Here is a 19,650-nt window from a genome sequence, read left to right on the forward strand (position 1 = left end):
CATGTATTTAAATTCAAAAACTCAAAACATAGGTTATTCATCTAAAGCAATTGTTATGATTAAAAGTTTACTGTTGATCTTAAGCTTTTGTTTTTTAGCGATAAATTCTTTTGCACAAGGCGGGCAACGGTTTGATAACGAAAAAATAGAGGCTTTTAAAGTTACTTTTTTCACTCAAAAGCTCGGTCTTTCTGTTGATGAAGCGAAGCTATTTTGGCCAATTTATAATGATTATCAGCGTGAGCAAAATTCCCTTCGCAGAGATCATATGCAAAAAATGATCAGTTTTAGAAAAGTTCAAGACATTGACGAAATGACCGATGCAGAAGTACAGGCCTTAATTAATAACGACTTCGATTTCAAGCAAAGGGGTCTGTATATTGAAAAAAAATATTACAACAAACTTAAATTAAGCTTACCCATTAAAACTGTAGGTAAATTTTATAGGGCTCAGGAGGCTTTTAAAAGGGAACTCTTAAATCAGTTTAGGAATGGTGGCGTAAAAAAAGACAACTAAATACATAATTAATTTTTTAAGGAAATCCCGTTTGTTAATTCAGATGGGATTTTTTGTTTTTCCAGACTTTTCCGACTTCGTAAGTCGGCTTCTGGAGGCCGACTTACGAAGTCGGAGTTTAATTTAAAAAGCTTATTTTTGCCCTATGTTAACACAGCGCCAGTTATTTCTTCAGCATAATGCCCAAACATCTTTAACACCTCTTTTGCTTGAATTTGTTAGGGCAAAAGGTATTTATTTATTTGATAATGCCGGTAAGAAATATGTTGATTTAATTGCTGGAATTGGTGTTAGTAATGTTGGTCATTGTCACCCTAAAGTTGTAGAAGCCGTACAAAGACAAGCCGAAACCTATATGCACTTAATGGTTTATGGCGAATATGTGCAGAGTCCGCAAGTAAATTTTGCCAAGGCCTTAGCGGACATACTACCTCCTAATTTGAGTTGCACTTATTTTGTAAATTCTGGAGCGGAGGCTGTAGAAGGGGCGATGAAATTGGTAAAAAAATTCACCCATAGAACCTCAATCATTGCCTGTAAAAACAGCTATCATGGGAGTACCCAAGGGGCTTTAAGCTTAATGGGAAATGAAGAATTTAAACAGGCATATCGTCCATTACTACCTGACGTTAAATTTATTAACTTTAACAATGCTGATGACCTGACACAGATTACCCCAAATACGGCGGCAGTTTTTATAGAAACCATACAAGGTGAAGCAGGTATACGCGTGCCCGATGTAGGTTATTTACAAGCACTTCGTAAAAAATGTGATGAGACAGGGACGCTTTTGGTATTTGATGAAATTCAATGTGGCTTTGGCCGAACGGGTAAAATGTTCGGTTATCAGCATTTTGACATTATACCAGATGTGTTGTTATTGGCAAAAGGCATAGGTGGAGGAATGCCTATTGGCGCATTTATAGCATCAGCTAAAATAATGTCTGTATTTACAGAAAATCCTATTTTAGGTCATATTACCACATTCGGAGGACATCCGGTTAGTTGTGCAGCAGGCCTGGCTACATTAAATGTGATTTTGGAAGAGGATTTAGTTCGAGACGTACAAAAAAAGGGCGAGTTATTTAAAACATTGCTTCAACATCCAGCCATTAAAGAAGTTCGTGGCCGAGGGTTGATGTTGGCCGTTGAATTCGATAGCTATGAAACCAACAAAGCGATTATAGATGCTTGTATAGCGGATGGCTTGCTTACTGATTGGTTTTTACATTGCAGCAATTCCATGCGCATAGCGCCACCTTTAACCATCACAGAAGAGGAAATAAGAGATGCTTGCAAGATCATTTTAAAGAATATTTAGCGCTGACTATCCCATTTTTTGACGTTTAATCAAATATCCCTGTAATATATGATCGAAGCCTTCTTTAATATCTGCATCAACTAAATCAATTTTATATTGTGCACATTTTAAAGTCAGTTGTTGTCGATAACTAGCCATCTCGTCCAAATAAGCCTGCTTAACTTTCGAAGTATGGGCTTTTAAAACCGCCCCAGTTTCCATATCCACAAATTGATAAGGCCTATTGGCAAAATTAAAAGTTACTTCTTTATCCTTATCTGTCACGTTAAAAATAACTACTTCATGTTTATTGAACTTCAGGTGTTGTAATGCTGAGAATAAGGCTGAAATTTTATCTTCATCATGCACAGTTTGCATCATGTCACTAAAAACCACCACTAAAGATCTTTTATGGATCAGTTCTGCAATTTGATGTAAAGCCAGTGCCAAATTAGTCTGTACATTTAATTTTTGTGACTGTAATACTAGTTCTAATTGCGAAAACAGATATTTTTGATGGGTATTGGTTGATTTAGCGGCTGTATTTAATGTTAATTGATCCGTAAACAAACTTAAGCCAAAAGCGTCCCGTTGCTTTTTTAGTAAATACATTAATGCTGCCGTACTCTGTATGGAGAAAGTTAACTTATTATAATTATCATCAGGAAAGTACATTGAAGAGGACGTATCAATTACAAACTGACAACGGAGATTAGTTTCTTCTTCATATCGTTTGCTAAAAAGTTTGTCAGTTTTAGCAAATAATTTCCAATCGATGTTTTTAACGCTGTCCCCCGTATTGTACAATCGATGTTCAGCGAATTCGACTGAAAAACCATGGAAAGGACTTTTATGCAATCCTGTAATAAACCCTTCAACTACTTGCCTAGCCAATAATTCGAGGTTTGCAGTAAGTTGAAGATTTTCGTATCCTTTGGTTGATGTCATTAAGTAAAGCTAAGCATTTGAATTTTTTATTCCATAAAAAAATCCGAACTCAAAAGTTGAATTCGGATTTAAATATAAGATTGCTTTGCTTCATGCTTCGCAACTCCTCGCAAATGACGAGACACATTTCGTATTTAAGCTTATAATTGTTTATCAAGTTTACCAGCCAATACTGATTTTGGAACAGCACCAACTTGCTTATCTACAACTTCACCATTCTTAAAGAATAGGAGTGCAGGTATATTACGAATTCCAAATTGAGTTGAAATTTGAGGATTATTATCAACATTCACTTTACCAACTAACGCTTTTCCTTCATATTCTTTCGAAATTTCGTCTACCACAGGACCAACCATACGACAAGGACCACACCACTCTGCCCAAAAATCTACTAATACAGGTTTATCTGACTTTAATACAACTTCCTCGAAGTTTGCATCTGTTATTTCTAATGCCATAACTTATTTTTTAATTTATATACAAATATATTATCAATTGTAGTGCCATCAATAGCACTATGTCAATATGACACTAATTCAACTTATAGTTTACAACATTCAGTTTCGTCAATTGTTCTAAAAATTGATTGTTTGGATTTATTTTAAGTGACTTTGAGGGTAATTCCAATTTTAAGTTCTGTTCCCTATCATACACTTCAAAATTTAACTTACAATTATGTCGCTCACTGTTCTCTTTATTTTCGCTTAAAATAATATCAATTTTTTCCATTAAATCTTCATTTACCTCTTCTATAGGAACCTGAATAGTTATACATTTTGTCAGTTTATCGCGCAACTCTGATAGCAGGTCTATCGAAGTTACTTTAAATTCCCAGTCGCCCTCTTTCTTAAATCGTTCTCCTACTCTTCCTCTAATTTGCAAGAAATATCCTTCTGTTAAAAACTGCTTAAACTTCAAGAAATCATCACCAAATAAAGCAATCTCACAACTATCATCATAATCTTCAAAAATGAACGTACCAAATGGTTTACCTGTTTTAGTAATTCTTTGAGAAGCTATTACCACTAAGCCTCCAACAACTAAATCTCTATTCTTAATGGATTCAAACTCTGCTAGAATCTCCTCGTTTGTGTCTCCACTCCGTATTTTATTCACTACACTTAAATGTCTAACACTGTGCTGACAAAAATGTGTGAGCTCAAAACGATAGTCATCTAATGGATGGCCAGATAAGAAGATCCCTATCGCATCTTTTTCATATTTCAAACGATCAATTAAACCCCATTCTGGCGAAACGGGGAAGCTTGGTTCCAAAATTAAATCCGCTTTCGATCCACCAAAAAGTGAGGCTTGAGAAGAGTTTTCATTATTCTGGAAATCGTTCGCATACTTAATCAACTTTTCGATACCGTTTAACTTATCATTGGCTCCAATATAAAAATACTGTGCTCGATGAAAGCCGAACGCATCAAAAGCACCACTATATACAAAACTCTCGTAGGCTTTTTTATTGACAATTCTTGTATTTGAGCGTTTAGAAAAATCAAATACTGTCTCATATGCCCCGTTGGCCACTCTTTCTTCAATGATACTTTCTACAGCTTTTTCTCCAACTCCTTTTACGGCCGACATGCCGAATCTTATTTCTCCTTTTGCATTTACTGAGAACTTCAAATCCGATTCATTCACATCCGGACCTAACACAGTGACACCCATTTGTCTGCATTCTTCCATAAAAAAGGCCACCTGTTTAATATCACTCATGTTATTGGAAAGTACCGCAGCCATGTATTCTGCGGGATAATTTGCCTTTAAATAGGCTGTTTGGTAAGCAATCCAGGCATAGCAAGTTGAGTGTGATTTGTTGAAGGCATATTCTGCGAAAGCTTCCCAATCTTTCCAGATCTTTTCCAGGATTTTTTCATCATGTCCTTTTTCTGCAGCTTGTTTGATGAACTTCGGCTTCATTTTATCCAATACATCCCGCTGTTTTTTACCCATCGCTTTACGCAAAACATCGGCCTCACCTTTGGTAAAATCTGCTAACTTTTGCGACAAAAGCATTACCTGCTCTTGATATACTGTAATCCCATAAGTTTCTTTTAAAAGCTCCTCACAGGCTTCCAAATCGTACTTGATTTCTTCTTCGCCATTTTTTCGTTTTACGAAACTTGGGATATAAGCAATTGGTCCAGGCCGGTATAATGCATTCATGGCAATTAAATCTCCAAAAACTGTTGGTTTTAGCTCCTTCATGTATTTTTGCATGCCGGGACTCTCATACTGAAAAATCCCTACTGTTTCGCCACGTTGAAAGAGCTCGTAGGTTTTAACATCATCAATGGGAAATGCATCAGGATCCAGATCGATATGATGTCTTTTTTTGACAAGCTTTACGGTGTCTTTGATTAGGGTTAAGGTTTTTAACCCCAAGAAGTCCATTTTTAATAGTCCTGCGCTTTCAACAACCGAGTTGTCGAATTGCGTTACATACAAATCCGAATCTTTTGCAGTGGCAACCGGAACAAAGTTTGTGATATCATCCGGTGTAATAATTACTCCACAAGCGTGGATACCCGTGTTACGTAAAGAACCCTCTAAGATAATGGCCTGTTCTATCGTTTCGGCACTTAGATTTTTAGCAGCGGCTAAAGCTTTTAACTCAACAATTTTTTCATATTCATCTGGTCTAAGCGCACCTTTTAAAGCCTTTTCTTCCAAATTAAATATCTTCGCCAATTTCATATTCGGAATAAGCTTGGCAATCTTATCTGCTTCAAAAAGTGGTAAATCTAATACCCTAGCCGTATCACGGATAGAGGATTTTGCCGCCATCGTACCATAAGTGATAATTTGGGCAACCTGACTTGAGCCGTACTTATCAATTACGTATTCCATTACGCGGCCCCTGCCCTCATCATCAAAGTCGATATCAATATCGGGCATCGATACACGGTCTGGGTTAAGGAAACGCTCAAATAGCAAATCGTATTTTAAGGGGTCAATATTGGTGATCCACAAACAATACGCCACTACTGATCCCGCCGCCGAACCACGTCCCGGACCCACCGAAACATCTCGTCTGCGCGCCTCGGCAATAAAGTCCTGTACAATTAAGAAATAGCCGGGGTAACCGGTTTTTTCAATTGTTGCAAGCTCAAAATCTAAACGTTCAGTGATTTCTTCTGTGAGCTCACCGTACCTTTTTTTAGCCCCTTCGTAAGTCAAATATTTTAAATACTTATTTTCTCCACGTTTGCCACCATCCTGTTCATCTTCAGCCACTAAAAACTCTGGCGGGATGCCAAATTTCGGTAGTAGCACTTCCCTGGCAAGTTCGTAGGGCTCAATTTTATCAACAATTTCCTGGGTACTTAAAATCGCTTCCGGCAAATCAGCGAAGAGCGCTTTCATTTCATCGGCCGACTTGAAATAATATTCTTGATTTGGCAACCCATACCGGTAACCTCTGCCCCTTCCTATCGGAGTAGCCTGCTTTTCTGCATCTTTTACACACAATAAAATATCATGTGCATTCGCATCTTTTTTATTGATGTAATAAGTATTGTTGGTTGCCACAAACCTTACTTCGTGTTTCTTGGCTAAGGTGATCAAATCAGGATTGACACGGTCTTCGTTTTCTTGATTATGGCGCATTAACTCAATATAAAAATCAGCACCAAACTGCTCTTTCCACCATAACAATGCTTCTTCCGCCTGCTTTTCACCCATATTTAGGAGTTTGCTAGGAATTTCTCCATACAAATTCCCAGAAAGCACAATAATATCATCTTTGTATTGCTCAACTACATTTTTATCAATCCGCGGTACATAATAAAAGCCTTTGGTATAGGCAATCGACGACATCTTCGCCAAATTATGATAGCCTTTCTTACTTTTTGCTAATAACACCACTTGATAGCCATCATCCTTACGGGTTTTATCCGTATGGTTTTCGCAAACAAAAAACTCTACACCAACAATTGGTTTTAAAATGTGAGCAACAGGTGGTTCTCCTTTTTCTGCCGCCTCGGCATTTTTTACTTTAGCATCTTTATTGTGTTTAGATACATTACTTACAAAATGAAATGCACCCATCATATTGGCATGATCAGTTAAAGCAACCGCGGGCATCTTTTGGTCGGCCGCAGCCTTAACCAGGGCTGGAACACTAATGGTTGACTGTAAAACAGAAAACTGGGTATGGTTATGTAAATGTGAAAAACTAGCTGTTGCAAGTTCTTCTTTATTACCCGCTAAAGTTTGTTTAGATATGCCGCCAGCTTCAGTACTTTTTTGGCGTTTTCTAATTTCCTCAGAAGCTGCTTTTAAATTAATGTGTTGCAAACCTGCTCCCGCTATTGGAATAGGATTGGCATCAGCAAAGCGCCTGAAATAATCGGTATCTACCTGAAGATCTTCCTTTTTAAAAACTTGTTTTTTAATCAGCTCCAAGAAGCATCTTGTAGTGGCTTCCACATCCGCAGTTGCGTTGTGTGCTTCAGAGAAAGGAACGCCAAAAAGATATTGGTGGAGTTCGGTTAGATTTGGCAATTTAAACCTCCCGCCCCTACCTCCCGGTAGTTTTAAAAGGTCGGCTGTAATCTCTGTACAAGTATCCAAAACAGGCATGCTGGCCATCGGACTGTCAACCCCTAAACGATGGAATTCGCAACCCATGATGTTTATGTCGAACCCCACATTTTGCCCTACTACAAACTTCGCTTTTGCTAAAGCAGCATTAAATTTTACTAAAACGTCGGTAAGTTCAATACCTCTTTCCTGAGCCAATTCTGTAGAAATTCCGTGAATGCGCTCTGCATCATAAGGTATATTAAATCCATCCGGTTTTACCAGATAGTCTTGATGCTCTATCAGGTTCCCTAGCTCATCATGTAACTGCCAGGCAATTTGAATACAACGCGGCCAATTATCAGTATCGGTAATTGGGGCATTATAATTACGTGGCAAACCTGTTGTTTCGGTGTCAAATATTAGATACATAGTTGGGAAATGATGGAATCCAAAAATAACCAATTTAGTAGTGGAAAGTGTCAGTAATTTATCAACACCTAAAAAGACATTATAATTATAAAAATCACTTTGTTAAGCTAATGCAAATTGATAACTTCGGCACATAAATAATTTCTATCCAAAAATCTATAACACATACACAATGAAGATAACGGTAGTTGGGGCTGGTGCAGTTGGTGCCACCTGTGCAGACAACATTGCAAGAAAAGAATTAGCTGAAGAATTAGTATTGTTAGACATTAAAGAAGGCTTTGCTGAAGGTAAGGCAATTGACATGATGCAAACTGCTGCTTTATTAGGCTTTGATACTAAAATTAAAGGCGTAACCAATGATTACAGCCAAACTGCGGGATCTGCAGTAGCAGTAATTACTTCGGGCCTACCTCGTAAACCGGGGATGACTCGTGAAGAGTTAATTGGCATCAATGCAGGCATTGTTAAAGGTGTGGCAGAAAATATTTTAAAGTATTCTCCGGAAGCGATTATTATCGTAATCAGTAACCCTATGGATACCATGACCTATTTAGCATTAAAATCGTTAGGCTTACCTAAAAATCGTATCATCGGGATGGGTGGAACTTTAGATAGTGCTCGTTTTAAATATTATTTAAGTGTAGCATTAGGCTGTAATTCTAACGATTTACAAGGATTTGTAATTGGCGGCCATGGTGACACAACGATGATTCCATTAACTCGTTATGCAACTTACCAAAGTTTACCTGTTAGTGACTTACTGGATGAAGCGACTCTGGCAAAAGTAGCTGCCGATACCATGGTTGGTGGCGCTACGTTAACTGGCTTATTAGGTACTTCTGCTTGGTATGCTCCAGGTGCTGCAGGTGCTGCATTAGTTGAAGCAATTGTGCGTGATGAGAAAAAACTATTTACCTGCTGTGTAGCCTTAGAAGGCGAATATGGTCAACAAGATATCTGTTTAGGCGTTCCAGTTATCGTTGGACGAAATGGATGGGAAAAAATCATTGACTATAAATTAAACGAAACTGAACAAGCAGCATTTAATAAAAGTGCAGATGCAGTACGTAGTATGAATAATGTTTTAGCTGAAATGAAATTAGTTTAAATGAGAACGATTACCGTTCCATTAACCTTAATTAACTTACAAGACGACGGTTTCCACCTTTTGGTGGAAATTGTTGTTTTCGGGGAAAATTTAGTTGCCGTATTAGATACCGGTGCATCGCGATCTGTTTTTGACAAAGGACTAATGGAAAAACACATTACAGAACTGACGGTTAATGATGACACCCAGGCAGCAACCATCTTCAGTACCTCTACTACGCTACAGGGTGTAATTCCGAAGTTGAAAATTGGGCAACTAACCTTAAAAAACTATACTGCAGTAGGACTCGACTTACAAAGTGTGTCCGACACCTACCTACAGCTGGGTCACCCCCCGGTAGCCGGCATTATTGGAGGCGATATTTTGACTGAATTTAATGCCAAGATTGATTATAAGAAAAGATTGTTGAGGCTTTATAAGGCTTAATTATGGAAATTGGTTAATTAACTAAGCGAGTAAAACCGTAAATTGTATGAGATACCAAAAAATTTTATGTTTAATCTTATTTTGCTCTCCCCTTGTTCTTTCGGCACAAGAAATCAAAATTATTGACAAACCAATTATTTACGATTCTACGCGAATCCAATTAACTTTACAATATCTTAAAGATAGGCATGGCATAAACCAAAAAACAGTTGAAATAGAACCCAAAATAATTGTACTTCATTGGACTGCTTCAAAAACAATGCTGTCAGCCTTTAATACTTTTAATAAACCAACACTAGATGGCGGCCGCAAGGCTATTGCCGGGGCGAGTAACCTCAATGTATCTTCTCAATTTTTAATAGATAGAGATGGAAGCATATATCGGCTGATGCCGGAAAATGTTTTTGCTCGACATGTAATTGGCTTAAACTATTGTGCTATTGGCGTAGAAAATGTTGGTAGCAACGATTTCCCCTTAACAAAGGAACAACTTATCGCCAATGAACAATTGGTTCGTTACTTAAGTAAAAAATATGAAATCACCCATTTAATTGGCCATTACGAATATAATCAATTCAAAGGGACAAAGTTGTGGAAGGAAACCGATCCAAATTATCAAACTGGAAAAACTGACCCAGGCGTAGCTTTCATGGAAAAAATCAGGATAAATCTTAAAGATCTCAAATTAAAGGGGGCTTCTGATTAAAAATAAAGCTTGTTAATTTAATTTGTTTATGCTTAACTTTAAGTAAACCAAACAAATTAAATTATGAAGATATTAAAAGTAGTACTTGGAATTATCGCCGCGCTATTGATTATTTTTTTCGTAGGCGGTATTTTTTTACCAAAAACTTATTCAGTTAACAGATCTACTGTAATTAATGCGCCGGACAGTGTTATTTACAAAAACATCGCCGACTTTAATGAATTTTACAAATGGAATCCATGGGCTAAAATGGAACCTACAGCCAAAACCACTGTAACTGGTGACGTTGCACAACCCGGTCATTTGTATACCTGGGAAGGCGATAAAACTGGTTCAGGCTACATGAAAGTGAAAAGCGTGGAGCCTAGCAAAATGGTTGATATAGAATTAAAATTCCTTAAACCATTTGAAAGTTCATCGGATACTCGATTTGACATCATTAAGGAAGGCGATGGAAATAAGGTTACTTGGACCATGAGTGGAGAGAATGTTGGCACTATGAACAAGTGGATGGGCTTAATGATGGACGGAATGATTGGAAAAGACTTTGAAGATGGTTTAAAATTCCTAAAAGAAAAATCTGAGTCGGGGAAATAGGCAACAAAATTGGCGCATAAAAAAACCCTTCAGCATTCCATCTGAAGGGTTTTTTTATGCGCCTGTTTATTAAGCGTCTATCTTAGCATATTTTGCATTCCGTTCAATAAATTCTCTACGGGGAGCAACTTCGTCGCCCATCAACATAGAGAAGGTATGGTCACACTCTGCAGCATTTTCAATAGTCGCTTTTAACAAGGTACGGTTGGCAGGGTTTAAGGTGGTATCCCATAATTGCTCTGCATTCATCTCTCCCAAACCTTTATAACGTTGAATGTGTACACTTTCCTCTTTACCTGCACCTTTTAAACGCTGAACTGCAGCATCGCGTTGCGCGTCATTCCAGCAGTATTCAAAATCTTTACCCTTTTTAACTTGATAAAGTGGTGGAGCCGCAATATAAACATAACCGGCTTCGATTAATGCTCTCATGTAACGGTAAAAGAAGGTTAAGATTAACGTGGTAATGTGGGACCCGTCGATATCAGCATCCGTCATGATTACAATCTTATGATAACGAAGCTTTTGCAGATTTAATGCTTTATCATCTTCAGGGGTTCCGATACTTACCCCTAAAGCCGTAAACATATTTTTAATCTCATCATTTTCGTAAATCTTATGCTCCATGGCTTTCTCCACGTTCAGGATTTTTCCTTTTAAGGGTAGAATAGCTTGAAAGTTACGATCGCGACCTTGCTTTGCAGTACCACCCGCAGAGTCTCCCTCTACCAGGTACAACTCACATTTTTCTGGATCACTATCAGAACAATCGGCTAATTTTCCAGGTAAACCTGAACCACCCATTACACTTTTACGTTGCACCATTTCACGTGCTTTACGAGCTGCCGCGCGAGCCGTAGCAGCTAAAATAACCTTATTAACGATCATCTTAGCTTCTTTTGGGTTTTCCTCCAGATAAGCACCCAAAGCCTCCCCTACCGCAACATCAACTGCACCCATTACCTCAGAGTTACCTAATTTGGTTTTAGTCTGACCTTCGAACTGCGGTTCTTGAACTTTTACAGAAACTACAGCGGTTAGACCCTCTCTAAAGTCATCGCCGGTAATTTCCATTTTAAGGTTTTTTAACAAACCTGATTTATCTGCATAACTTTTTAAAGTCCGAGTTAAGCCTCTCCTAAAACCTGCGATATGCGTTCCCCCTTCGTGGGTGTTAATATTGTTTACATAGGAATGTACATTCTCTGAGTAACTGTCATTGTATTGAAAGGCCAGTTCAACCGGCACTCCATTCTTTATACCGTCAATATAAATAGGCTCTGGCAAGAATGATGCTCTAGTGCCATCCAGAAACTGAACAAACTCTTTTAATCCCCCATCCGAGTGGAAGGTTTCAGTTAAGAAAGAGCCATCTTCCTGCGGATCACGCTCATCTGTTAGCGTTAAGGTGATGCCCTTATTTAAATAAGCTAGCTCACGTAAACGAGCCGCCAATGTATCATACTTATATTCTGTTGTTTGGGTGAAAATAGTAGGATCCGGTGTAAAAGTTACAATGGTACCTCTTTTGTCGGTGGTACCTACTTCTTTTACATCGTACTGTGGAACACCAATTTTGTATTCCTGCATCCAGATTTTGCCTTCGCGGTGAACTTCAGCTTTTAAGTCGGTTGATAAAGCATTCACACAGCTTACCCCCACACCATGCAAACCACCAGAAACTTTGTAAGTATCCTTATCAAATTTACCACCGGCATGCAAAACTGTCATTACAATCTCTAAAGCCGACTTATTTTCTTTGGTGTTGATTCCTGTTGGAATACCACGACCATTATCTTCAACCCGAATAGAATTATCTGCTAAAATATTTACAATAACAGTGTCTGCGTGACCCGCTAAAGCCTCATCAATTGAGTTATCTACAACTTCGTAAACCAAATGGTGCAAACCCTTCACACCCGTATCACCAATGTACATCGAAGGACGCTTACGAACAGCCTCTAAACCTTCTAAAACCTGTATGTTATCTGCCGAATAATTTGACTTTAAATCTTTTTCTTCGCTCATAATTTTGTTTAATACTTAAAGAATCAAAAATAACCATTTTACACGAATTAACGCAGATTGTGGATAACTATTTGACTGTTGAAAGCTAGATAATTTAATTAAAAAACGCTTGTTTTTAGGATACTCCAATTTGATTTTTATATTTGTTAAAATTTAACAAACCAGAACGCTCCGACAGGGGGAAAATAAAAGCAATTTCATGAAATCAACTACATTAAAATTAGGCAGTTTAGCTACTGCAATAGCATTAGTTTCTGTATTAACTGCCTGCGGGAATAAAGACAATAAGGCGGAAACAAATAAACCAACTTCCACTACTGTTGCAGCCGATGAGAAAATCGTATATGTTAACTCTGATTCGTTATTAACGAAGTATGAATATTTTAAAGACCTTAAGGCAAAAATGGAAACTAAAGGTAAAGCAGCCGAAAGTGATTTAGCCGCTAAATCCCAAGCTTTTCAGCGTGAAGTACAACAATATCAACAGCAGCAAAACACGATGCCTGCAGACCAGCGAGCTTCTACAGAGCAAAGATTAGCACGTAAACAACAAGAATTACAAGCTTATCAGCAAAATGCGGGTGCTGCCCTGCAAAACGACCAAGCTAAAGAACAAGAGGTGCTTTATAATAAAGTAGCTGAATATTTAAAAGGCTATGCAAAAACCAAAGGTTATAAAATGGTTTTAACTTATTCAAAAGGCAATAGCGCTATTTTGTTTGCAGATGAAAGTTTAGATGTAACAAGTGCAGTGATCGTTGGCTTAAATGAAGCCTATAAGAAAGATAAAAAATAGTAAGTGCTTAGGAAGAATGATATTTTAAATAATGCTCCGAGAAATCGGAGCTTTTATTTTGCGTTAGATAAAATGAAAAGCCAATTTCCATTACGGAAACTGGCTTTCGACTTATGTGTGTGATTATAAAATTTGTTCTTACTTATTTCGTAGCTTCCTTACTTCCTTTCGCCAAAGCAATCATCATATCCAATTCTTTTACGGTCCCATCTGCAGAGCCGCTGAAACCCACCTTTTTAAACCGGATGTTTCCATTTCCATCTACAATAAATTTAGTTGGAATCCCCTCAACCTTGTACTGTTCAATAACTTCAAATTTGCTGGGATCTTTAGGGTTTTTTGTATCCAACAACACATTAAAGGTATAATTGGAGTTTGCGGCTGCCCAGTCTTTGACAACCTTTTCTCTATTTTCTTCGGTTTGCCAGGTGTTAACAAATAAGAAAACTACATTAGGGTCGCTTTTGTATTTATCAACTGCTTTCTGCATACCGGGAAATGAAGCAATGCATGGTCCACACCAAGTTGCCCAATAATCAACGATCACGACCTTACCTTTCAATGCCGCAAGAGATACAGTTTCTCCCTTAAGATTAGTTAAGCTGAATTTTGGAGCTGGCATATTGATCATCTCTTTAACAAATTTAGCGTGTTCCTTTTCTAAAGCTTCTTTTTCCAATGCCGCATAATAAGTATCGAACGGTTGGCTCCCTTTGTATCCTAACTTTAAATCAGCTTTCATTTGCTCTGTACCCTGACCTGCTTTGATAAATCTTTCCGCATAGGTAACGACTTTATCATTTTGCCCCGCCTTTGCCAAAAAGGTCACATATCTCCCATTCATTTCCGCATTGGTGAAATTGTTTTGATTTACTGCGATTTCCTGATATTTTAATGCTTCGGCATCTTTCCCTAAATGATGAAGTAGCAGTGCATATGTATCTGCGTACATTCCATAATTACTTTCTAAGCCTTTCAAATAATCTTCCTTCGAAGCATACATAGCCGGAACCGGATCATTTTTAGCCTGCTCAAGCAATGCTAGTGATTTTTGCGAGATAGCGCTGGCAAAGTCCAAATTCTCTTTCTTTTCAGCACTTGGCCAAGCATAAGAATTATAAATCGATGCTAAAGTAGTTTTACTAGTTACTTTATTAGCATATTCTTCAAATTTCGCATTGTCTTTGGCTTCTGCATAGGCACCCGCAATCTGTGCATAAAAACCTTCAATTTTTTCTGCATCGGCTTTTTTACTCGGGTTTAAGTCGAAATTCTTTATGAACGCCGCTAACTTTTCTATCTTCTTGGCAGCGTCTTTTTCATTGTATATGCCGTTGGCCGATATATTATAAGCATAAGTACCTTTTGGATATTTTGCCTTTACTAGATTGTATACAGAGTCTGATGATGACTTTCGCTTTAAAACAGTATATAAGCTTGCCATTTTGATAAAATCTTCTTCTTTGGGATTGGGGCTACTATTCAATAAGGCAATTTGATCGCTTACCAATTTACCTCCTTTAACTTTATCCAATCCATACTGCAAATTCATATAAAGCACTACGTATTTGGATTGCAGGGCTGGATCTTGTTCAAATGATTTTTCTAGCGCAGCAATAGCCTTAACCTTATCAGCCTTCACGCCAGCAAATGCACTTCCCATCCCATTATAAAATTGTGCTTCCCAATAATAGGCCATTGCTGTAGGACTATCTCCTTTATAAAACAACGTATAATATCCGTTTGGGTTATCATCTTTTGTGCCGTCGGCTGCAAAAGTTATTACCGCAATAGCTGTGCTATCTATAGGTGTAAAAGAACCTTTATATACCGCCCCCTCTTTGGTAAGGGGAATATCTATTACCTTTTGCTTTGTGTTTACAAAAGTATAGGCTACACACTTTACGTTGGCCAGCATAGCCAATTTACCTCCTGTAGGATCATATGTAAATGAAAGTGGCGCGCCAGCTTCTGGCTTTTTACTTGAGAAAGTTACACTTTGAGCCGCTAAATCCAGCATAGTAAAAGCCGCCATAACGAATAAGAGAATTTTTTTCATATTCTTGGAATTTAGGTTTAATAAACTAAATATATAGTTTATTTTTTAATCTACCAAATATTTTATAAGTTATTTATTTTTAACAAGATAAGGTCATCGGAATGATTTTCACTAAATTTGTTTCAATGAATAGTTACGAACAACAAGTCAACTTAGCACTTCAATCCTGGAAACTCGAATTAATGAAAAAGCCAAGCCGATTAGGCAGCCTGGCTACCAAAGTACAGCGCAAAATAAACAGCTATATCCCTACTAAAGTACATAAAGCAATTACGTCTGCCATTAAACAAATGGTCAAGGCAGTGTTATTTGGTTCAACCTATACCACTTCGGCTATGCCGGATGAAAGCTTAAGTTTATTGCATCGGGAATCGTTGGTACAAGCGAAAATTGATTCTTATGCAAAAACCGGCGCTGCTGAAGGAGGAATTACCGGTGCAGGAGGGTTTTTAATGAGTATGGCAGATTTCCCTATTTTGATTGGGATAAAGTTAAAAATGCTCTTTGAAATCGCCTCTTTATACGGTTTTGATGTGAGGGATTATCGAGAACGCCTATACATCTTACACATATTTCAACTGGCATTTTCTAGTAAAACAGGAACTCAGAACATATTTCATCAAATGCAAAACTGGAACGAAAAACTCATTGTCTTACCCGAGAGCGCCGATCAATTCGACTGGCAGACTTTTCAGCAAGAATATCGTGATTATATCGATTTAGCAAAACTTGCCCAATTGCTTCCAGTTGTTGGTGCTGCAGTTGGAGCTGTTGCCAATTATCAATTAATAAAAAAATTAGGTAAAACGGCTATGATGGCCTATCGAATGAGATTTGAGAGCTTAAAGATTTAAGCCTCATCAAACATTCCTCCAATCAAGTCGTCAGTTTCTCTTCGCTCTTTTTTTGTAGGCCTCCCAGCTCCTCGATCACGCTTTAAAGTCGGCGCATGAAACATGGATTTAAAGGCGTGAGTTTCTTCAACCGGTGTTAGATCCTTATATTTTGTAACGGCAATTTTAGCTTCTACCCTATTGTAAAGTAACTCAACAACTTCGATTACCTTTTTTTCAATCCCCTTAGAAACTTGATATATTTCACCAACTTTTACAATAGCCGATGGCTTTGAGTTTTGTCCATTGAGTTTTACTCGTCCAGCTTTACAGGCATCAGTAGCCAAACTTCGCGTTTTAAATAAGCGAATTGCCCATAGATATTTATCAATCCTTAATTTCTCAATCTCCTTCATAAAAACCAAAAGTAAGTTAATTTGGTTAATTGGTTAATTGTTGAACTGGTTAAATGTAAGCAAATAGTTACTTAATTGAATAAAAATCGTTTATTTTGTAAAAAATTATAAAAATCATGATCGAAGATTTAAAAAAGCTAATAGAAGCTGCTTGGGAAGACAGATCCTTGTTGGGATACACTGAATATTGTGAGGCAATTGAAGCCGTTATAAAGAAACTTGATGCAGGAGAGTTACGTGTTGCTGAGCCAATTTTAAATACTTGGGGAATTAATGAATGGATTAAAAAAGCGGTAATCATGTATTTTCCGATTAAGGAAATGAAAGAGATTAAAAATAATCCTTTCGTTTACCATGATAAAATGGAGCTAAAAACTGATTATAAATCTACTGGTGTTCGTGTTGTACCAATGGCCAGCGCACGTTACGGTGCTTATTTAGCTAAAGGTGTAATCATGATGCCGTCTTATGTAAATATTGGCGCCTATGTAGACGAAGGTACAATGGTTGACACCTGGGCTACCGTTGGGTCATGCGCCCAAATTGGCAAACGTGTACACTTAAGTGGTGGTGTGGGCATTGGTGGGGTTTTGGAGCCTGTGCAAGCTGCGCCCGTTATTATTGAAGACGATTGTTTCATTGGTTCAAGAGCGATTGTTGTAGAAGGGGTAAAAGTTGAAAGAGAAGCAGTTTTAGGTGCAAATGTAGTATTAACAGCATCTACTAAAATCATCGATGTGACCGGTTCAACCCCTATTGAATATAAAGGTGTTGTCCCAGCTCGTTCTGTAGTGATACCCGGCTCTTATACAAAGAAATTTCCAGCAGGTGAATTTCAAGTGCCTTGCGCATTAATTATCGGTCAGCGCAAAGAATCAACTGATAAAAAAACTTCCCTTAATGATGCATTGAGAGAAAACAATGTAGCCGTATAAGCTTAAGGTGAAAGAAATACGCAGAAAGTTAAAAGCTGAAAGCGAGAAGTCGGAGCTCCCTGAAAATAGTTTCGGCCTTTCAGCTCTTAGCTCTCCGCTCCGAATCGGATATGATGGTAAACGTGCAGCGAATAACGTAACTGGTCTGGGCAACTATAGCCGTTCGTTAATTGAGCATTTGGCAACTCAATTTCCAGCAAATCAATATTATGTGTATACTCCAAAAATAACTGAAGCCCTTAAAAAACATCAATTGTTTTTGAAAGATAATGTGAAGCTGGAGTTACCGCCCAAAAATAGTACCTCACCAATTTGGAGAAGTGTAGGCGTGGTTTTGGAACTAATTCGTAATAAAGTTGCTCTTTATCATGGATTAAATCACGAAATTCCATACGGTCTCAAAGAGAATGGAATAAAAAGTATTGTCACCATTCACGACTTGATTTTTTTAGTAAAACCACGCTATTATAAATTTTTTGACCGCTTTATTTATAAATACAAAAGCAGATATGCGTGTAAACACGCCGATCGAATTATTGCCATAAGCGAGCAGACCAAAAGAGATATTATCTATTTTTATAAAATTGATCCGGCAAAAATTGATGTCGTTTATCAAAGCTGTGACAATCAATTTAAGAATCTATTAGGAGAGAATGAGCGTGAGTTTATCCGTAATAAATATAAACTTCCACAAAATTATCTATTAAATGTTGGTACTGTAGAGGAACGCAAAAATCTCTTGGTTATCATTGAGGCCCTGCCCTATATCGATTCTTCTTATCCGCTAGTGGTGATTGGAAAAGAAACACCGTACCTTAAAATTATTAAAAAAAAAATTGAAGCTTTGGACCTTCAAAAACGAGTAATCTTTTTAAAGAATATTCCCTTTAGCGACTTGCCGGGAATCTATCAAATGGCCAGTACGTTTATATATCCTTCCAAATACGAAGGTTTTGGTATTCCCATAATCGAAGCGTTGTACGGGAAAGTTCCTGTTGTTGCCGCTACGGGGTCTTGTTTAGAAGAAGCAGGCGGCCCTGGCAGTCGGTATATTACCCCTACCGATAGTAGCGCACTCGCAGACGCGATAAATACCATCATAAAAAGTAAAGAAGTTAGTAGTTTAATGGCCGAGGAAGGTCTAAAATATGTTCAACGTTTTAATGCAGACGTGGTTACAAAACAAATGATGGACTGTTATCTTAAAACATTAAACGAATGAAAAGCTGTGTAGTTGTTTTTCCTTTATATAGAAGTCCAAATCCTTTAGAACTCTCGTTTCTTGAAAACGGGATTAAGTTAACTGGCAGTTTTAAGCAAGTTGTGGTTGCGCCAGAAGGCTTAGTTATAGACAATTCTTTTGGAATGCTTGAAAAACTTGAAGTTAAGCGGTTTGGTAAACATTACTTTGAAGGCATAAAAGGTTATAACCAGTTATTATTATCTCGTAGCTTTTACACTACGTTTGCTTTATTTGATTACATATTAATACATCAAGCTGATGTATTTTTATTTAAAGATGAGCTTGCATCTTGGTGTGAAAAGAACTACGACTACATTGGGGCACCCTGGTTAAGATCTGATAAATTAAATCGGGGAATTTTGTATAATGCATTCCAACGAATGAAATTAGCGTTCAGGAAAAACAGGATATATGCCACTCGGCATAATAAGGTTGGAAATGGTGGGCTGTCTCTACGCAAAGTAAACACAGCCCTAAAAATACTTGACAGCATTTCCCCATCTGTATTAAACCAATACATGCATGCCGAGGGACCTCAATTCAATGAAGACATTTTTTGGTCGCTGATAGCCCCTACGGTTCATCCATCCTATACCATTCCAGAAATGGTTGAAGCTATGCGATTTGCTATTGAATTTGAACCTGCCGAAGCCTATGAAATGATAAACCAAGATTTACCTTTTGGTTGCCATGCTCCCTTGAAACATAACGTAGAATTTTGGAGAAAATTTATTCCTACGCTACAAGAAATAGCCACAAATAAGTAATTC

Annotated in this window: 17 protein-coding genes; 11 read left to right on the top strand and 6 right to left on the bottom strand. The window is 37.7% G+C overall.

The genetic code is table 11. The features are described from left to right. The first annotated feature begins 55 nt into the window (after window positions 1-55). Window positions 56-517 (top strand): hypothetical protein, encoded by a 462-nt coding sequence (locus BM207_RS11415; protein ID WP_090994425.1) that lies wholly within the window; start codon window positions 56-58, stop codon window positions 515-517. Window positions 518-662: 145 nt separating this feature from the next. Then, window positions 663-1,838 carry an aspartate aminotransferase family protein gene (locus BM207_RS11420; protein WP_090994119.1) on the top strand — a complete coding sequence of 392 codons (1,176 nt, stop codon included), beginning with the start codon at window positions 663-665 and terminating at the stop codon, window positions 1,836-1,838. A 6-nt stretch (window positions 1,839-1,844) separates the two neighbouring features. Here BM207_RS11420 and BM207_RS11425 read toward each other — a convergent pair whose 3' ends face one another. From BM207_RS11425 to dnaE, 3 genes are all read right to left on the bottom strand, one after another. Beyond that, window positions 1,845-2,765 carry a DUF58 domain-containing protein gene (locus BM207_RS11425; protein WP_090994121.1) on the bottom strand — a complete coding sequence of 307 codons (921 nt, stop codon included), beginning with the start codon at window positions 2,763-2,765 and terminating at the stop codon, window positions 1,845-1,847. A 140-nt stretch (window positions 2,766-2,905) separates the two neighbouring features. Continuing rightward, a complete protein-coding gene (gene trxA / locus BM207_RS11430; RefSeq protein ID WP_055132221.1) occupies window positions 2,906-3,223 on the bottom strand; it encodes a thioredoxin in 318 nt (105 codons plus the stop codon). Between the two features lie 73 nt (window positions 3,224-3,296). Beyond that, complete coding sequence (dnaE, locus tag BM207_RS11435) at window positions 3,297-7,730, bottom strand: DNA polymerase III subunit alpha (RefSeq protein ID WP_090994123.1); 4,434 nt, start codon at window positions 7,728-7,730, stop codon at window positions 3,297-3,299. Window positions 7,731-7,902: 172 nt separating this feature from the next. On the opposite strand from dnaE, the gene mdh reads away from it, so the two are divergent. From mdh to BM207_RS11455, 4 genes are all read left to right on the top strand, one after another. After that, window positions 7,903-8,841 (top strand): malate dehydrogenase, encoded by a 939-nt coding sequence (gene mdh, locus BM207_RS11440; RefSeq protein ID WP_090994125.1) that lies wholly within the window; start codon window positions 7,903-7,905, stop codon window positions 8,839-8,841. Continuing rightward, window positions 8,842-9,267 carry an aspartyl protease family protein gene (locus BM207_RS11445; RefSeq protein ID WP_090994127.1) on the top strand — a complete coding sequence of 142 codons (426 nt, stop codon included), beginning with the start codon at window positions 8,842-8,844 and terminating at the stop codon, window positions 9,265-9,267. A 46-nt stretch (window positions 9,268-9,313) separates the two neighbouring features. After that, entirely contained in the window at window positions 9,314-9,973 is a 660-nt protein-coding gene (locus BM207_RS11450) for an N-acetylmuramoyl-L-alanine amidase (protein ID WP_090994129.1), read from the top strand. Window positions 9,974-10,036: 63 nt separating this feature from the next. Then, entirely contained in the window at window positions 10,037-10,570 is a 534-nt protein-coding gene (locus BM207_RS11455) for an SRPBCC family protein (RefSeq protein ID WP_090994131.1), read from the top strand. Between the two features lie 69 nt (window positions 10,571-10,639). Here the strand turns inward: BM207_RS11455 and gyrB are convergent, their stop codons facing one another. Further along, a complete protein-coding gene (gene gyrB / locus BM207_RS11460; RefSeq protein ID WP_090994133.1) occupies window positions 10,640-12,598 on the bottom strand; it encodes a DNA topoisomerase (ATP-hydrolyzing) subunit B in 1,959 nt (652 codons plus the stop codon). 199 nt (window positions 12,599-12,797) lie between these two features. Here gyrB and BM207_RS11465 point away from each other — a divergent pair, with 199 nt between their 5' ends. Then, window positions 12,798-13,394: an OmpH/Skp family outer membrane protein gene (locus BM207_RS11465; RefSeq protein ID WP_090994135.1), complete on the top strand. Its 597-nt coding sequence runs from the start codon at window positions 12,798-12,800 to the stop codon at window positions 13,392-13,394. A 142-nt stretch (window positions 13,395-13,536) separates the two neighbouring features. Here BM207_RS11465 and BM207_RS11470 read toward each other — a convergent pair whose 3' ends face one another. Next, window positions 13,537-15,453, bottom strand: coding sequence for a redoxin domain-containing protein (locus BM207_RS11470; protein WP_090994137.1), 1,917 nt, complete (start codon window positions 15,451-15,453; stop codon window positions 13,537-13,539). Between the two features lie 125 nt (window positions 15,454-15,578). On the opposite strand from BM207_RS11470, the gene BM207_RS11475 reads away from it, so the two are divergent. Next, on the top strand, window positions 15,579-16,307 hold the full coding sequence (locus BM207_RS11475; RefSeq protein WP_090994139.1) for an EcsC family protein: 729 nt from the start codon (window positions 15,579-15,581) through the stop codon (window positions 16,305-16,307). On the opposite strand, the gene BM207_RS11480 is transcribed toward BM207_RS11475, so the two are convergent. Continuing rightward, complete coding sequence (locus tag BM207_RS11480; protein ID WP_090994141.1) at window positions 16,304-16,702, bottom strand: RNA-binding S4 domain-containing protein; 399 nt, start codon at window positions 16,700-16,702, stop codon at window positions 16,304-16,306. The two genes, BM207_RS11475 and BM207_RS11480, sit on opposite strands and share 4 nt — an antisense overlap. Window positions 16,703-16,818: 116 nt before the next feature. Between BM207_RS11480 and BM207_RS11485 the strand changes: the two genes are divergently transcribed. The 3 genes from BM207_RS11485 to BM207_RS11495 are packed head-to-tail and all read left to right on the top strand — an operon-like array spanning window position 16,819 to window position 19,647. Next, window positions 16,819-17,637, top strand: a complete 819-nt coding sequence (locus BM207_RS11485) for a 2,3,4,5-tetrahydropyridine-2,6-dicarboxylate N-succinyltransferase (protein WP_177217109.1) — start codon at window positions 16,819-16,821, stop codon at window positions 17,635-17,637. Window positions 17,638-17,644: 7 nt separating this feature from the next. Then, on the top strand, window positions 17,645-18,859 hold the full coding sequence (locus BM207_RS11490; RefSeq protein WP_245768085.1) for a glycosyltransferase family 4 protein: 1,215 nt from the start codon (window positions 17,645-17,647) through the stop codon (window positions 18,857-18,859). Then, window positions 18,856-19,647 (top strand): DUF5672 family protein, encoded by a 792-nt coding sequence (locus BM207_RS11495; protein WP_090994144.1) that lies wholly within the window; start codon window positions 18,856-18,858, stop codon window positions 19,645-19,647. The genes BM207_RS11490 and BM207_RS11495 overlap by 4 nt, the downstream gene beginning before the upstream one ends. Window positions 19,648-19,650 lie beyond the last annotated feature (3 nt).

The sequence above is a fragment of the Pedobacter insulae genome (assembly GCF_900113525.1).
Taxonomy (GTDB): domain Bacteria; phylum Bacteroidota; class Bacteroidia; order Sphingobacteriales; family Sphingobacteriaceae; genus Pedobacter; species Pedobacter insulae.

Bases quoted from the DNA above. Each gene is read 5' to 3' on its own strand.
- BM207_RS11485 (WP_177217109.1), top strand. From the start codon at position 16,819: ATGATCGAAGATTTAAAAAAGCTAATAGAAGCTGCTTGGGAAGACAGA.
- BM207_RS11425 (WP_090994121.1), bottom strand. From the start codon at position 2,765: ATGACATCAACCAAAGGATACGAAAATCTTCAACTTACTGCAAACCTC.
- BM207_RS11445 (WP_090994127.1), top strand. From the start codon at position 8,842: ATGAGAACGATTACCGTTCCATTAACCTTAATTAACTTACAAGACGAC.
- BM207_RS11465 (WP_090994135.1), top strand. From the start codon at position 12,798: ATGAAATCAACTACATTAAAATTAGGCAGTTTAGCTACTGCAATAGCA.
- BM207_RS11420 (WP_090994119.1), top strand. From the start codon at position 663: ATGTTAACACAGCGCCAGTTATTTCTTCAGCATAATGCCCAAACATCT.
- BM207_RS11450 (WP_090994129.1), top strand. From the start codon at position 9,314: ATGAGATACCAAAAAATTTTATGTTTAATCTTATTTTGCTCTCCCCTT.
- BM207_RS11495 (WP_090994144.1), top strand. From the start codon at position 18,856: ATGAAAAGCTGTGTAGTTGTTTTTCCTTTATATAGAAGTCCAAATCCT.
- dnaE (WP_090994123.1), bottom strand. From the start codon at position 7,730: ATGTATCTAATATTTGACACCGAAACAACAGGTTTGCCACGTAATTAT.
- mdh (WP_090994125.1), top strand. From the start codon at position 7,903: ATGAAGATAACGGTAGTTGGGGCTGGTGCAGTTGGTGCCACCTGTGCA.
- BM207_RS11475 (WP_090994139.1), top strand. From the start codon at position 15,579: ATGAATAGTTACGAACAACAAGTCAACTTAGCACTTCAATCCTGGAAA.
- BM207_RS11470 (WP_090994137.1), bottom strand. From the start codon at position 15,453: ATGAAAAAAATTCTCTTATTCGTTATGGCGGCTTTTACTATGCTGGAT.
- trxA (WP_055132221.1), bottom strand. From the start codon at position 3,223: ATGGCATTAGAAATAACAGATGCAAACTTCGAGGAAGTTGTATTAAAG.
- BM207_RS11480 (WP_090994141.1), bottom strand. From the start codon at position 16,702: ATGAAGGAGATTGAGAAATTAAGGATTGATAAATATCTATGGGCAATT.
- BM207_RS11455 (WP_090994131.1), top strand. From the start codon at position 10,037: ATGAAGATATTAAAAGTAGTACTTGGAATTATCGCCGCGCTATTGATT.
- gyrB (WP_090994133.1), bottom strand. From the start codon at position 12,598: ATGAGCGAAGAAAAAGATTTAAAGTCAAATTATTCGGCAGATAACATA.
- BM207_RS11415 (WP_090994425.1), top strand. From the start codon at position 56: ATGATTAAAAGTTTACTGTTGATCTTAAGCTTTTGTTTTTTAGCGATA.